This window comes from Alteromonas alvinellae, from assembly GCF_902705805.1.
Genome location: NZ_CACSIH010000219.1, coordinates 79179 through 92433, shown reverse-complemented (window position 1 = coordinate 92433; position 13255 = coordinate 79179). Strand labels below are relative to the sequence as shown.

Here is a 13255-nt window from a genome sequence, read left to right as displayed (position 1 = left end):
TCTATTGCGCGCCACGCTTTCTCAATACTCTTTACACCCTGTTAATTGGGGACAAGGTTTCCACGCACTCTCTAAGGACTGAGGTTGCAAAGCAGCCACTTGGAAGCGCAAACGAGATAGTAAATGTATCACCCTTACTCTGCCATTCAAGCTGTGAAGGCCAAATTTTTATCGCGCGACGCTCTTGTTCGAACCCGCACTGGCTTAAAAAGTCGATAACTTCACTATTTTGCTCTGCAACAGATTGCTCAAGTGCTAGTGTGTCAGCTTGCGTAACAAGTTCACCTTTACCCCACAGCGGTGCTGAAGGGCATACGTCTTTGGCATTAAAACGACGTTGTGCGTCTTGCTGCTGCTCAGAGCCGTCGGAACCTTCGTTGATGAAAAAGCTGTTAGAACCTGAAAGCACCAGCGCGTCGCCGTGAGTGACCTTGTCGAACATATCTTTTTCTAATCGCGCAGAAAGCATTTCATTAAATAGCCAGCTGCGTAGCGCTGAAAGCGCCATTGAGCGTTTGTTGCGATGTCTAATGGTCTCGCCATTGACCATGCGCTCTGCCATTACCAGGTTTCCACCACGCTGCACTTCACCCATGTCATTTAAGCGCATTACACCAAAGCGTTGTTCGCCGTAATAGTTTGGCACGCCGTGCTTTTCAATTTCTTGAAGACGCTCTTCAATGGCTTCTGGGTGCAGAACCTGACGTAAGGTAATAGTAAAGTGGTTGCCTTTAAGTTGCCCTGTACGCAGTTTTTTATTGTGGCGCATTTGCTTAAGCACCTTAACGCCTTCAAGTTCGAAATTACTAAAATCGAAATCGGGTTTACCGGGCGCGTGAATACCAAACCACTGCTGAGTAACCGCATACTTGTCTTTGCGACCAGCATAGGTAATTTGACGTAGTGGTAGGTTAACGAAACGGGCTAACTGCTCAGCAACAAACGCAGTGTTTGTGTTGGTTTTTTCAATAAATACAAACTGGTGCTCGCCTTCGCCACAAGGGGTATAGCCCAAATCCTCGACAACTTGGAAATCGTCGGCTTGGAATTTAAAAATACCGGTGGATACAGGCTTTGCGAAATAGTACTGCCAGTGGTCAGTGTGTAAAGGCTTCATAATTTTTCCAGTAGAACAACGGCGTGAGAGGCAATGCCCTCTTTACGACCGGTATAACCGAGCTTTTCAGTGGTCGTTGCTTTTACGTTGATGTCATCAAGTGCTACGTTGCAGTCTTGGGCAATAATCTCGCGCATAGCCGAAATGTGCGGCGCCATTTTAGGTGCTTGCGCCACAATGGTCATGTCTGCATTACTTAAGCCGTAACCTTTCTCCCTTACCACATTAACGACGTGACGCAACAGCACACGGCTGTCTGCGCCCGCATAGGCGTCGTCTGTGTCAGGAAAGTGCTTGCCTATGTCACCGAGTGCTGCCGCACCTAACATGGCATCGCATAGCGCGTGGAGTAAAACGTCCCCATCGGAGTGGGCTAATAGCCCTTGTTCATAGTCAATTTTTACGCCACCTATTGTGATGGGACCTTCACCGCCAAACTTGTGTACATCAAATCCGTGTCCAATTCGCATTATGATTGTGCCTTTTGATTTTGTGCGCTGTGGCTTTGTGCGCTGTAGCTTTGAGCGTCCTGGCCTTGCGCGCTAAATTTTTGCTTAAGATAAAATTCTGCTAAAGGAAGATCGGCAGGGTGCGTTATTTTTATATTCGCCGGGCTTCCGTTCACCATGGCAACCTTGTAGCCTTCAAGTTCCATGGCTGACGCTTCATCGGTAATGTTGGCGCCTTGTGATAAACCATTTTGAAGCGCGCGTTTTAACAATGTGGCTGGGAAAAGTTGAGGCGTTAACGCGTGCCAAAGACCGTCTCGGTCTTCAGTGTGAGAAATAACATTTGTTGAAGGTCTGACCCGCTTCATGGTGTCACGAACAGGGGTAGCTAGAATACCGCCAGAAACGTCATCAGTGCTCATTAATTCGAGCAGCGCCGAAATATCGCTCTCTTCTATACAAGGCCTCGCGGCATCGTGTACCAGTGCCCAGTCGTTCTCACCGAGATTCACAATACCGTTTAAAACGCTATCTGCTCTTTCTTTGCCGCCGTCAACAACGTGAATGGGCTTGTCACGCAACCCATATCGATCAAAATACCCGTCGCCCGGGCTTATTGCTACGATCACCTCGTCGATTAACGGATGATGTAGCAATGCGTCAATCGTGTGTTCAAGAATAGTTTTACCATTTATGGTGAGGTATTGCTTAGGGCGGTCAGCCTGCATTCGGCTGCCAACTCCGGCTGCGGGGATAACCGCAACAACGCGGGGCGATGTCATGTTCTTCACTTAGAATCTGCGGGCAAAATACGGTAGAAGGTTTCTCCCTTTTTGATCAAACCGAGTTCGTTTCGCGCTCTTTCTTCAATGGCTTCTAAACCAATTTTTAAATCGTTAATATCAGCTTTAAGTAGGGCATTGCGCTGAGCAAGATTTGCATTTTGAAGGGCTTGAGAGTGAACTTCTTGTTTTCGGTTGAAGTAATCGGGAATACTATTTTTTCCAAACCATAGCCTGTATTGCAATAGACCAAGCAGTACTATCAATACAATGGGAAGCCATTTACCTTGCAACACAGATTCACCTGACAATGTGGTTAAGCGGAAAAAAGCAGAGGCTCTGCGCCTCTGCTGTGTCTTATTATGCCGCGAAGCAGCGTCGAGTCAAAGTCGCATTATTCACCTTGGCCCAATTTTCCCTTCAATTTATCAAACAGCTTACTTTTTTGCTGCTCAACAACGTTGTTAAGTTGAGCTTGAAGCAGCTCCTGAAGGGCGGCACTGTCGCCTTGGGCTGCGCTAAGCATACTGTTTACGTCAACAAGCTCGCCTGATAGCAATGATTGCTCGTTACTTATCATGCTGTTGAGTTTGTTGTTTAATTCATCCAGCTTGTCTTTTTGGCTGGCAGTAAGCTGTGAAAGCGCCGCTTTAGCCAACTTATTATCCAGATCAGACTTAATGTTAAAGCCAGGATCTGAAAGCGTACCGTCAAGCAGCATGGTCATGTTCAAGCTGGTTAACGTTTGCAGTGCCTGCGCGATCGCACTGGTAATATCACTGGTGCCAGTGGCTTCCATAACAAGCTGCTGAAGATCAACTTCGCCAGTACCACTTAATATGTTATCAGTGACTTTCATCGAGCCATTGGTTTTCATCAACGCCGATTTAAGTACAGCATTTAGCGTTTCATTGCCGCTAAATGTAATGTCAGACATATTCACACCGGCTAGCTGCCAGACTTGGCTGGCATCAACACCGTCGCCGTCAATCCAGAATTCACCGCTGGAAGTAAACGACTTTAGTAACTCGCCCGCTGCTTCAATAGTAAAGGTGGTGGGGTTACCGAATACTTCGTGAACGTTTGTAATGTTATTCCACTTGCTGGTGATAGATTCATTTTGCCAAAGCACTGATACATTGGCTTCTTTCACCAAAATCGACGGCACTTCAGTCGGCGCTTCACTTTTTTCTTCACCTTGAATGAGCGGCATAACAATTTGCATTGCTGCCATGAGGTACTCAGTGTATTCCGCCGCTTTGTCGCCAAACACAAAGTAAGTGACTTGAGAAAGTGCCGCTTGGTCGCCTGCAATTACCCCTTTCAGCAACGCGTAATCTTCTTGTGGCGCTTTCTTAAGTGCTTCAACACTTTCACTAAGGGCTTGTTTGGCATCACTCGCTTTTTCCGTGAAATTGCTAATAAGCGCGCGGTCTGCCTGCATTTCTTCTTTCAACTTATCAAATGAAGACTTTGCCTGTACCAAGGCTTGAGGGTCTTTGTAGTTCGTTTCTCTTAGCTGGGCTACCTGCGTTTTGTAGTACTCAATGCGCGACTTATCAGGTAAAGATTCATAGTCGTCTTTCAAACCTTTCCCATAGGTTTCGTAGGCAGACTTTGCATTTTCAATGGCAGCAGTGGTTTTTAGCGGATTGCGGGCAAGAAGTTCATCAACCGTAGGTACGGCTTCTTTGGCTTTTGCTTTGATTTCGTCAAAGGATAGAGAGCGTTCTGGAACGCGATACACTTCGCCTTCAGTCTCGCGCAACGTGTCGAACTGTACTTTCAGTAAATTAAGGTTGTTAACAATAACCTGATCGTTCAAAAGCGGCTTTAGCTCAACGTCAGCATAGGCTTCACCCACAAAAACCTGGTTATGCGTAGGTTTTGTAGGGTTAGTTAGGGAAATGCCTTTTAGTGTAACCGTGGTCGGAAAAAGAGAGTGGTCGAACTCGTCGATATTCACTTCAGCGCCGTACGACTCGCCTAATTTGGACTCAAGAATAGATTTGATTATGGTGTTGGCGAACAAAAAATACACCAGAAATAGCACCACAAAAATACCAACCACCCATAATAAAATAGGCTTGCCCTTTGAACCACTACTCATATTCAACTCCTTGATTTGTTGCGCGTTTAACGTTTATTGCGCAAAAGCCACTACTTTTATGTGGTGCAATACCAATTACAAAACGGCAATTGATGAACAGCCACTTATGGTGCTTCTGAGTGTAATGCACTCAGGTCGTTTCTTCCATACGCATAAGGTAGGTGTATTGTTTAAACAGAGAATGCGAAAGCACGTAATGAGGGTAAGAGAAGCAAATTACAGTAAAGTTTAGTTTTTTCTTTATAAAAGGCACAACACAGCCGTATGCGCAGTGCAGTGGACAACACTAATATTAGCCTGCTTTCCGATGCTTTCGATACCTTTACGGCTTTAAAGCAAGGTGCAGCAGGCCAACTATTTGATGAGAGTTTATAGCTTAAAGCGGTTCGCAATATCCATAATAGCCAGACAGCTTGTGCGTAGCGCCTGACTTGCAGCGGCTAATTCATCAGCCGTACGCAAGCTGCTATCAGCAGCACCAGATAGCGCATTTATACGCATATTGGCTTCTGTAGCAGCCTCTGCTTGCTGTTCCGTCGCCCGAGCTATTTCGCTACTCATATCGGCAATTTCGGTCATCAGGCGATCTGCTTCCTGCAAGTTTTGGTTCGCTTGTATGGCGTTATCGACGGTTTTAGTCGACGCCGCTTGGCTCACTTTTACTGCATCAACCGCGTTTTTGGCGTTATTCTGCAGTTTTTCAATCATCGCCTGAATTTCATCGGTACTTTGCCCGGTACGGCTTGCTAGCGTGCGAACTTCATCAGCTACAACGGCGAAACCTCGTCCTTGCTCACCCGCTCGCGCGGCTTCTATAGCAGCGTTAAGCGCAAGTAGGTTCGTTTGTTCGGCAATGCCGCGAATAACATCAAGTACCGCACCAATGCTTTCGGTCTGCGCAGCAAGTTCGGTCACTGCACTACTTACACTTTCAATATCCGAGGTTAAAGAACGGATATCTTTTACTGTGCTGTCTACGACCGAGGCGCCGTGCTGCACGTTACCACGGGCACTGCTTGTACTTTTCTCTGCCGAGTCAGCATTATTGCTAACTTCATTTATCTGCGTGGTCATTTCTTCCATCGCATCGGCAACCTGAAGCATGTTTTCATTTTGGGTCTGAGCTTGGGCGTTACTATTCTTGCTCGACGTTTCTACCAGTTCGGCTTGTTGGGTTAGTGAGTTTATATTCTCACGGATACCCAATAGCGATTGACGCATTTTTTCGGTGTACTCATTGAAGTAGCGAGCCAGACGAGTCACCTCATCCTGACCAGTTTCTGGCAGTGAGCGGGTTAGGTCACCTTCACCTTGTGAAATGTCCTTCATGCGCTCACTAACTTCTTGCACCGGTTTGACAATGCTTCCACCGATTACGTAAATGAGTAGCACAACTAAAATTACGCTTACCACGCAGAACACCACAATCAGGTTGCGCAGGTGAGAAAACTCCTGTTCTAGGTTTGTCAGGTAAATACCAGAACCTACTGTCCAACCCCATGGCTTGAACTCTTTTACATAAGAGATTTTATCCGTGGGTGACTCCTTGCCGGGCAGCGGCCATACATAGTCCACAAAGCCTTCACCTTTAGATTTTACCTTTTGCGCCATCTCGATAAAGAACGCTTTTCCATTTCCGTCTTTAAACGTTCTCAGGTCCTGTCCATCTAGCGCTGGCTTAATAGGGTGCATGACCATGGTTGGCGTTTGGTCTTGGATCCAAAAATAATTGCTGCCGTCATAACGCAGCGCTTTAACTGCGTCTAGCGCTTGTTGCTTGGCAGTTGCTTCATCTATATCAGTGCGCGCAGCAAAGCTACCAAGCATGGTATGAACCACTTCAACAAGGTGCTGGTTTTCATCGTAAGATTTTTGCTTCAGTGCTTCGTAGTGCCTGTTTAATACAACTGCTGTTAGCAATATAAACAGCAGCGTAATTAGCCCAACAATAATGCCCAAACGTTGAATTAAACTAAATTTTCGTAACCACATTGGCAAACACCTATCTATTTTTAATTTTGTTTTTTATAGTGTAGACGTTTTTTTAATTTCTACTTTAAAGCCTAACTCAAAACAAGCAGGCCTTGTGAGAACGAATAAGCGGAGTGCTAGTTAGATTCGTGAATCTTCACCATTACCTTTTGTGGAGATACGCACGGAAGCGTTTGACGCGTAGCGCTGAGATAATCTAAACGTGTTTAACACTCATTCAGTTATCGAGAGGAAGTCGGTTTGATGACTTTAGCTCTTTAAGCGAAATGCTTGATGAAATGTCTGATATGCCAGGTAGTTTTCGTAATACACTATCTACAAAGAGGCCGTAATCATCCAAGTCTTTCGCTACCACTTGTAGCAGAAAGTCAGCTCCACCAGTGGTATTGTGACAGCTTAAAACATTGTCGCACCGTTGAATAATATCAATAAAATCATTCGTCGTTTTTGGGTCATGGGCTGTATAGGTAAGTTGCACAAACGCCAACACGCCATAGCCTAACTTACGTTTGTTCAAGTTTGCTTGGTAACTCTCAATGTACCCCTCGTTTTCTAAACGTTTTACGCGTCTCCAACAAGGTGTTTCACTCATATTTAGCATTTCAGCTAGCTTGGCGTTTGACAGTTTCCCGTCTTGTTGAAGCAACGCTAAAATTTTCTTATCCATACTATCCATGCCTTTATTTTTACCTTATCTGGCAGATTCTTTCTTTAATTAAACATTGATTAAAGGGTTCTTGCAATTTTAACGGCCCAAACCAAGCAAAGAGCAAGACTATTTCTTAACTATTAATGTAATCTTTATAACTGTCTTTGGGTGTTTATTGAACATATTTTTAAGGGGCCGTAATTATGAAAGCAGTAGTATTTGAAACGTTTGGCGGAAAATTAAATATTCAGGACGTGAAGAAGCCCACGCCTAAATCTCACGGGGTGGTTATACGGGTAAAAGCCACAGGTGTGTGCCGCAGCGATTGGCATGGCTGGATGGGGCATGACGATGGAATAAGTTTACCTCATGTTCCAGGTCATGAATTTGCTGGCGTTGTAGAGTCCGTTGGAAGCGATGTAAAGCGATTCAAAGCAGGCGATAAAGTTACGGTTCCTTTTATTAGTGCGTGTGGAAGATGTTCAGAATGCTCTTCGGGTAATCATCAAGTATGTGGTAATCAAACGCAGCCCGGCTTTACCCACTGGGGCTCGTTTGCAGAATACGTTGAAATTGATTTTGGTGATGTTAACTTGGTCCACCTTCCTGAAGAAATAGATTACGTGACTGCGGCTAGCTTAGGTTGTCGTTTTGCTACATCGTTTCGCGCAGTGGTTGACCAAGGAAAGGTGAGCGCTGGGCAATGGGTTGCTGTTCATGGCTGCGGTGGCGTTGGTCTATCTGCTGTGATGATTGCATCGAGTATTGGCGCAAACGTTATTGCTGTTGATATATCAGATGACGCATTAGCATTGGCGGAAAAGTTAGGCGCTGATGTAGTGATTAATGCTAAGAATGAAAAGGATGTGTCTGCGACAATCAAGGGCCTTTCATCAGGCGGTGCGCACGTGTCAATTGATGCATTAGGAAACCCCATTACCTGTGTAAATTCAGTAAACAGCCTGAGAAAGCGCGGCAAGCATGTCCAAGTTGGTCTGCTGTTAGCTGAGCAATCAACGCCGCCTCTTCCTATGGATGCGGTCGTTGCACACGAGCTTGAAGTAATAGGTAGTCACGGTATGCAGGCGTATCGCTACGAGGCCATGTTTGGCATGATCGCAGCGAAAAAACTGAATCCCCAAGCACTCATTGGAAAGATAATTTCACTGGAAGATGCGCCCAAAGCGCTCTCTGAGATGGATAAATATTCACAACCTGGCGTGACTGTTGTTTCTTTTGATGAAAAGTGAAAAGCAGTGACGATTCAGCGACATGTAAAATGTCATCTAACGCACTGAATACGTAGCTTGACAGAGAAACTGAAAAACTTTGAGGGTGAGGGCTTGGCAGGGCAATTTTGTGTGCTACCATCCGCGCAAATTTGGTCCTGTCGTGATCTTCATCCAAAAGTATAAAGTTAAAAGAAGTACGACAGGTCAACGCAGGGTTTCGACTTTGCTTGTTATTTAGCCGCTTCCATGTAACCGTGGGCAGTCTTACACGGCGGGAACGCTTTTTGTTACAGCTATTTCTATGAAAGGGTTGCAATGCTCATTAACGACACACTTCATACAACTTCACCCCTACGCCAGCGTATAAGAGACTACTATCGCATTAGTGAGTCGGTGGCTGTGGATCAAATCCTTCCCATTGCCGAGGTAAACCCGCGTGCGCGAAGTCGTGCATGGGAACGCGCTCGTAAGATGGTGCTTCAGATTCGCCGCGAACAAGAAGGGCACGGTGGTGTTGACGCATTATTAAATGAATACTCGCTATCTACAGCAGAAGGTGTGGTATTGATGTGCTTGGCTGAAGCCTTGCTGCGTGTTCCAGACAAAGCCACTCAAGATGAGCTTATTCGTGACAAACTGTCTCAGGGACAGTGGACACCTCACTTGGGGAATTCAGAGTCGTTATTTGTTAACGCATCGGCGTGGGGCTTGTTGTTTACGGGCAACATGGTGAACTATGCCGACAAGCGCAAGAAAGAACAGTTTGGCTTATTAAAACAAACCCTTGGCCGCTTAGGTGAACCTGTTATTCGCCGCGCTATGAACATTGCGATGCGCGTTATGGGTCGTCAGTTCGTTATGGGCGAAACCATTGAAGATGCGGTAGATCGCGCCAAAGAGAAAGAAACCAAAGGGTACGTATATTCTTACGACATGCTAGGCGAAGGCGCACGCACTATGCGCGACGCTGAGCGTTACTACGATGCATACGTAAAAGCAATAAAAGTAATCGGTAAAGCGGCTAACGGACGCGGTCCTAAGCGTTCACCGGGGATCTCGGTAAAGCTTTCTGCTATTCACCCACGCTTTGAATTTTCTCACCGCGAACGCGCCATGGCAGACATTCCGCCGCGCTTGAAAGCGCTGTGTATGATGGCGAAAGAATACGATATCGGTTTAACCGTAGATGCGGAAGAAGCTGACCGTCTAGAGCTTTCTCTAGATATTATTGAAGCTGTATTTCGCGATGAAGACCTGAACGGTTGGACAGGCTTTGGCTTGGCCGTACAGGCCTACCAAAAACGCGCAATCCACGTTATAGAGCACTTACGTGAACTTACCCTAGAGGTAGGTCGTCCGCTAATGGTGCGTTTGGTTAAAGGCGCTTATTGGGATACTGAGATTAAGCTTACTCAACAAGCGGGCCTTGAAGAGTTCCCTGTATTTACCCGTAAGTCGTCAACAGATGTGTCATACCATGCCTGTGCGAACCGTTTACTTGAGTATCGCGACACCATTTACCCGCAGTTTGCGACTCACAATGCCTACACAGCGTCTGTTATTGTTGAGCTTGCTGGTGACGACAAAGAAGGTTTTGAGTTCCAGTGTCTGCACGGTATGGGCGATACCCTTTACGATCAGGTGGTAACACAGGATAAAATTCAGTGCCGTGTTTATGCACCTGTAGGTGAACACGAAGACTTATTGGCCTACCTTGTACGTCGTCTTCTTGAAAACGGCGCGAACTCGTCGTTTGTAAACGCCATCGTTGACGATGAAAAACCGGTTGAGTCTTTGCTTGAAGATCCGGTAGAGAAAACACAACGCCTGAAAGTACGCTATAACAAGTTAATCAAAACCCCACGTGGGCTATATGCGCCAGAGCGCGATAACTCGCGTGGTCTAGACCTTACCGACACCAATGCGGTAACGGCGCTTAAACACGAACTTGAACGCTGGCAGGATTACTACAAAGTGACCGGTGAAGTGCCAGAAGGTGCGACAGCGGTACTTAGCCCAACTAACCACAACGACGTAGTAGGTTATCACCATTACGCTACGCCTGATGATATGCGCAAAGCATTAGATGAAGCCGAAGCTGGGTTTGAAGCATGGTCTAAACGCGATGTAAGCGAGCGCGCTGAAATACTTAATCGAACAGCAGATGCGCTTGAGCGCCACATGGCTGAGCTTATCGCTATCTGTATGCGTGAAGCCGGTAAAGTAGCGCAAGACAGCATTGATGAAGTGCGTGAAGCCGTTGATTTCTGTCGCTACTACGCGGCGCGTGCAGAAGAGCTTGCTGAAGATCAACGCTTACTTCCTCGTGGTGTTGTGCTTTGTATTAGCCCGTGGAACTTCCCACTAGCCATCTTCTTAGGCCAAGTGGCAGCGGCACTTGTAACAGGTAACACTGTTATTGCTAAGCCTGCTGAACAAACCAGCATTATTGCGCAGCGTGCGGTAGATATTATGCACTCGGTAGGCCTGCCAGAAGACGCATTGAAACTTATTGTGTCGCCTGGTAAAGAAGTGGGCGAAACCCTTCTGCCAGACGAGCGCATTAAAGCGGTAATGTTCACAGGTTCAACGCAAACCGGTACGTTAATTTCCCAAGTGCTTGCAGAACGTGGTGGCGAACAGGTGCCATTGATTGCAGAGACGGGCGGTCAAAACTGTATGATTGTTGATTCAACTGCACTGCCAGAGCAGGTAGTTGATGACGTGATCCACTCTGGTTTCCAAAGTGCCGGTCAGCGCTGTTCAGCGCTTCGCGTATTGTTCGTACAAGATGAAATTGCTGATGACCTTATCGAAATGCTAACAGGCGCCATGAAAGAGCTTACCGTTGGTGATCCAACGCAGCTTGCTACCGATGTAGGCCCTGTTATTGATGAGAAAGCGCTTAAGAGCCTAACCGATCACCAAGAGTATATGGAAGATAAAGCTAAGCTGCTTTATCGCAATGAAATGCCAGCAGGCTTTGAAAACGGTACTTTCTTTGCGCCGACCTTATATGAAATCAAGAACATTGATGTGCTTGAAAAAGAAGTGTTCGGCCCTGTGGTACATATTGTTCGCTTTAAGTCGAAAGACCTTGATAGTGTGCTAGAGCAAATCAATGGCACAGGTTACGGCCTAACTATGGGCATTCACTCGCGTATTGAAGAGCGTGCTAACGAGCTAGCAGCTAAGAGCCGCGCGGGTAACGTGTACATTAACCGCAACATGATTGGCGCTATTGTTGGGGTTCAGCCTTTCGGCGGACGTGGATTGTCTGGCACAGGTCCAAAAGCGGGTGGTCCTAACTATCTGCCTCGCTTAATGATGGAACGTGCCACACCGAAGCCATCGCACATTGACGATGTAGACGGCACTGATGCAGCGCTTGTCGGTGATGAGAAGATTGCCGAGCGTGCGCACGTAATGATGGATAAAGCGAAAGCGGTAGAAGTGCAGTGGCGTCATACGCCGTTGAATGACCGTATTTCTATGGTACGTCAGCTTCTGGCAAAAATTGCGAAAGTAGACATTGTTGACGAGCTTGCTGATGACTTGAACCGCACGCTTGCGACGGCGCGTCAGCAGTTAACCAGTGTTGAACGCAAGCTTGCCAAGCCACAAACCTTGCCGGGGCCAACAGGTGAATCGAACAAGCTTTACCTAGAGCCTCGCGGGATCTTGGTGTGTTTTGCCGATAAAGAAGTAACCTTTGAATACTGGTTACTGTCTATTGTGACCGCGCTATCAACGGGTAACCCGGTAGTATCAGTTGTGTCTGAAATCTTCTATGAAGAAGCCGTTGAAATTCAAAACAAGTTTGAATCAACTGGCGCACCCAAAGGCTTATTCCAGGTAGCGCGTCTTGCGCATCTAGATACCTTGCTAATGGATGAAGATTTATCTGGCGTGGTGGTCGACTCTGGTACTGAGCGTACTGCGCGTATTACTGCAATGCTGTCATCTCGCGAAGGCGCTATTTTGCCGGTTATCACAGCAGAATATAACGATAACCTCATTCAGCGTTTGATGACCGAAAAAACCATCAGTATTGATACTACGGCATCAGGTGGTAACACATCGTTGATGACCCTAGTTGAAGATGATGAGTAAGCAGGAAACCTAGGGTATGTTCACGAATGTTGAGCAGACCCTAATGCTTAAAATCAAAGCGTTAAATACAAAAATGGCCAGCTTTATAGCTGGCCATTTTTTTAATCGTGTTACTAAAACTCGGTGCCTAGCACTACATCCACTCGCTGCTTCTGCGTTTGCGCTTGGGAAGGTAAGTCAGCATTACGCCCAGTAATATACCCACACCGGCTACCATACCACCGCGTGTAAACCAGGTAACCAGCTCATCTTTATTCGCGCTATCTACTTTGGCGGTAAGACGAGTTATCTCAGAGGCTTGTTCTTCGCTAGTTGTTGTAAGCTTCGATACCTGCTGACGTGCATCGTTGAGTTGCTGGCGAAGTCTGGCGTTTTCAGACTGCGCTGTTTGCAGTGCGCTTTGGCTCTCAGCTAGCTTCTCGCTTATGATTGGCAATTGCTCGGCTTGCGACATGGTATTTGACACAAAGCGGCTTTCAACCCAGCCGTCGCGACCTTCGTTGTCGGTAATTTGCGTGAATTCAGCATCGTTATCGCGTGCAAGCACAGTAATAGGTGTGCCTGCTTCAATTGAACCTAGAATACGGTAGTTACGACCAGGTCCAGTATGCATAAAGATAAACAAGTCATCTCTTATGTAATGCGAAGAAGACGCTTCTAAATCAGCGGTATCTTGTAGCGAAAATGCTTGAAAAGAGCATGCAATAAGGGCTGCTGCTAACCACTTTCGAATCATATGAAGTCCAATTTTAGAATTTAAAACGTGAAGATGGTATTGGTTGACCGCGATAAAGGCAAGTTTGTTCCACTT

10 protein-coding genes are annotated in these 13255 nt (G+C 46.5%); 2 read left to right on the top strand and 8 right to left on the bottom strand.

Annotated features, from left to right (window positions below; genetic code table 11):
• Positions 1-31: 31 nt before the first annotated feature.
• The 7 genes from truD to ACX5KA_RS16830 form a co-directional block, all read right to left on the bottom strand.
• Entirely contained in the window at positions 32-1117 is a 1086-nt protein-coding gene (gene truD, locus ACX5KA_RS16860) for a tRNA pseudouridine(13) synthase TruD (RefSeq protein ID WP_014975597.1), read from the bottom strand.
• Entirely contained in the window at positions 1114-1587 is a 474-nt protein-coding gene (gene ispF / locus ACX5KA_RS16855; RefSeq protein WP_014997229.1) for a 2-C-methyl-D-erythritol 2,4-cyclodiphosphate synthase, read from the bottom strand. Before ispF ends, truD begins: the two co-directional genes overlap by 4 nt.
• A complete protein-coding gene (ispD, locus tag ACX5KA_RS16850) occupies positions 1587-2348 on the bottom strand; it encodes a 2-C-methyl-D-erythritol 4-phosphate cytidylyltransferase (protein WP_458731710.1) in 762 nt (253 codons plus the stop codon). The genes ispF and ispD overlap by 1 nt, the downstream gene beginning before the upstream one ends.
• Positions 2349-2353: 5 nt before the next feature.
• Entirely contained in the window at positions 2354-2644 is a 291-nt protein-coding gene (gene ftsB, locus ACX5KA_RS16845; protein WP_014997231.1) for a cell division protein FtsB, read from the bottom strand.
• A 98-nt stretch (positions 2645-2742) separates the two neighbouring features.
• The gene (locus ACX5KA_RS16840) at positions 2743-4458 is read right to left on the bottom strand and encodes a TIGR03545 family protein (protein WP_458731709.1); all 1716 of its coding nucleotides are present in this window, start codon (positions 4456-4458) and stop codon (positions 2743-2745) included.
• A gap of 369 nt (positions 4459-4827) precedes the next feature.
• Entirely contained in the window at positions 4828-6450 is a 1623-nt protein-coding gene (locus ACX5KA_RS16835; protein WP_458731708.1) for a methyl-accepting chemotaxis protein, read from the bottom strand.
• A gap of 217 nt (positions 6451-6667) precedes the next feature.
• Positions 6668-7117, bottom strand: coding sequence for an Lrp/AsnC family transcriptional regulator (locus ACX5KA_RS16830; RefSeq protein ID WP_240485726.1), 450 nt, complete (start codon positions 7115-7117; stop codon positions 6668-6670).
• A gap of 185 nt (positions 7118-7302) precedes the next feature.
• Here ACX5KA_RS16830 and ACX5KA_RS16825 point away from each other — a divergent pair, with 185 nt between their 5' ends.
• Both ACX5KA_RS16825 and putA read left to right on the top strand, forming a co-directional pair.
• A complete protein-coding gene (locus ACX5KA_RS16825; protein WP_458731707.1) occupies positions 7303-8349 on the top strand; it encodes a zinc-dependent alcohol dehydrogenase family protein in 1047 nt (348 codons plus the stop codon).
• A gap of 297 nt (positions 8350-8646) precedes the next feature.
• Positions 8647-12444: a bifunctional proline dehydrogenase/L-glutamate gamma-semialdehyde dehydrogenase PutA gene (gene putA / locus ACX5KA_RS16820; protein WP_039217490.1), complete on the top strand. Its 3798-nt coding sequence runs from the start codon at positions 8647-8649 to the stop codon at positions 12442-12444.
• A 133-nt stretch (positions 12445-12577) separates the two neighbouring features.
• Here putA and ACX5KA_RS16815 read toward each other — a convergent pair whose 3' ends face one another.
• Positions 12578-13180, bottom strand: a complete 603-nt coding sequence (locus ACX5KA_RS16815; RefSeq protein WP_039217515.1) for a TIGR04211 family SH3 domain-containing protein — start codon at positions 13178-13180, stop codon at positions 12578-12580.
• Positions 13181-13255: the final 75 nt, after the last annotated feature.

Excerpts from the sequence above, each read along its gene's own strand:
- ACX5KA_RS16825 (WP_458731707.1), top strand. The coding sequence starts at position 7,303 with ATGAAAGCAGTAGTATTTGAAACGTTTGGCGGAAAATTAAATATTCAG.
- ACX5KA_RS16835 (WP_458731708.1), bottom strand. The coding sequence starts at position 6,450 with ATGTGGTTACGAAAATTTAGTTTAATTCAACGTTTGGGCATTATTGTT.
- ACX5KA_RS16830 (WP_240485726.1), bottom strand. The coding sequence starts at position 7,117 with ATGGATAAGAAAATTTTAGCGTTGCTTCAACAAGACGGGAAACTGTCA.
- ACX5KA_RS16815 (WP_039217515.1), bottom strand. The coding sequence starts at position 13,180 with ATGATTCGAAAGTGGTTAGCAGCAGCCCTTATTGCATGCTCTTTTCAA.
- ACX5KA_RS16840 (WP_458731709.1), bottom strand. The coding sequence starts at position 4,458 with ATGAGTAGTGGTTCAAAGGGCAAGCCTATTTTATTATGGGTGGTTGGT.
- truD (WP_014975597.1), bottom strand. The coding sequence starts at position 1,117 with ATGAAGCCTTTACACACTGACCACTGGCAGTACTATTTCGCAAAGCCT.
- ispF (WP_014997229.1), bottom strand. The coding sequence starts at position 1,587 with ATGCGAATTGGACACGGATTTGATGTACACAAGTTTGGCGGTGAAGGT.
- putA (WP_039217490.1), top strand. The coding sequence starts at position 8,647 with ATGCTCATTAACGACACACTTCATACAACTTCACCCCTACGCCAGCGT.
- ispD (WP_458731710.1), bottom strand. The coding sequence starts at position 2,348 with ATGACATCGCCCCGCGTTGTTGCGGTTATCCCCGCAGCCGGAGTTGGC.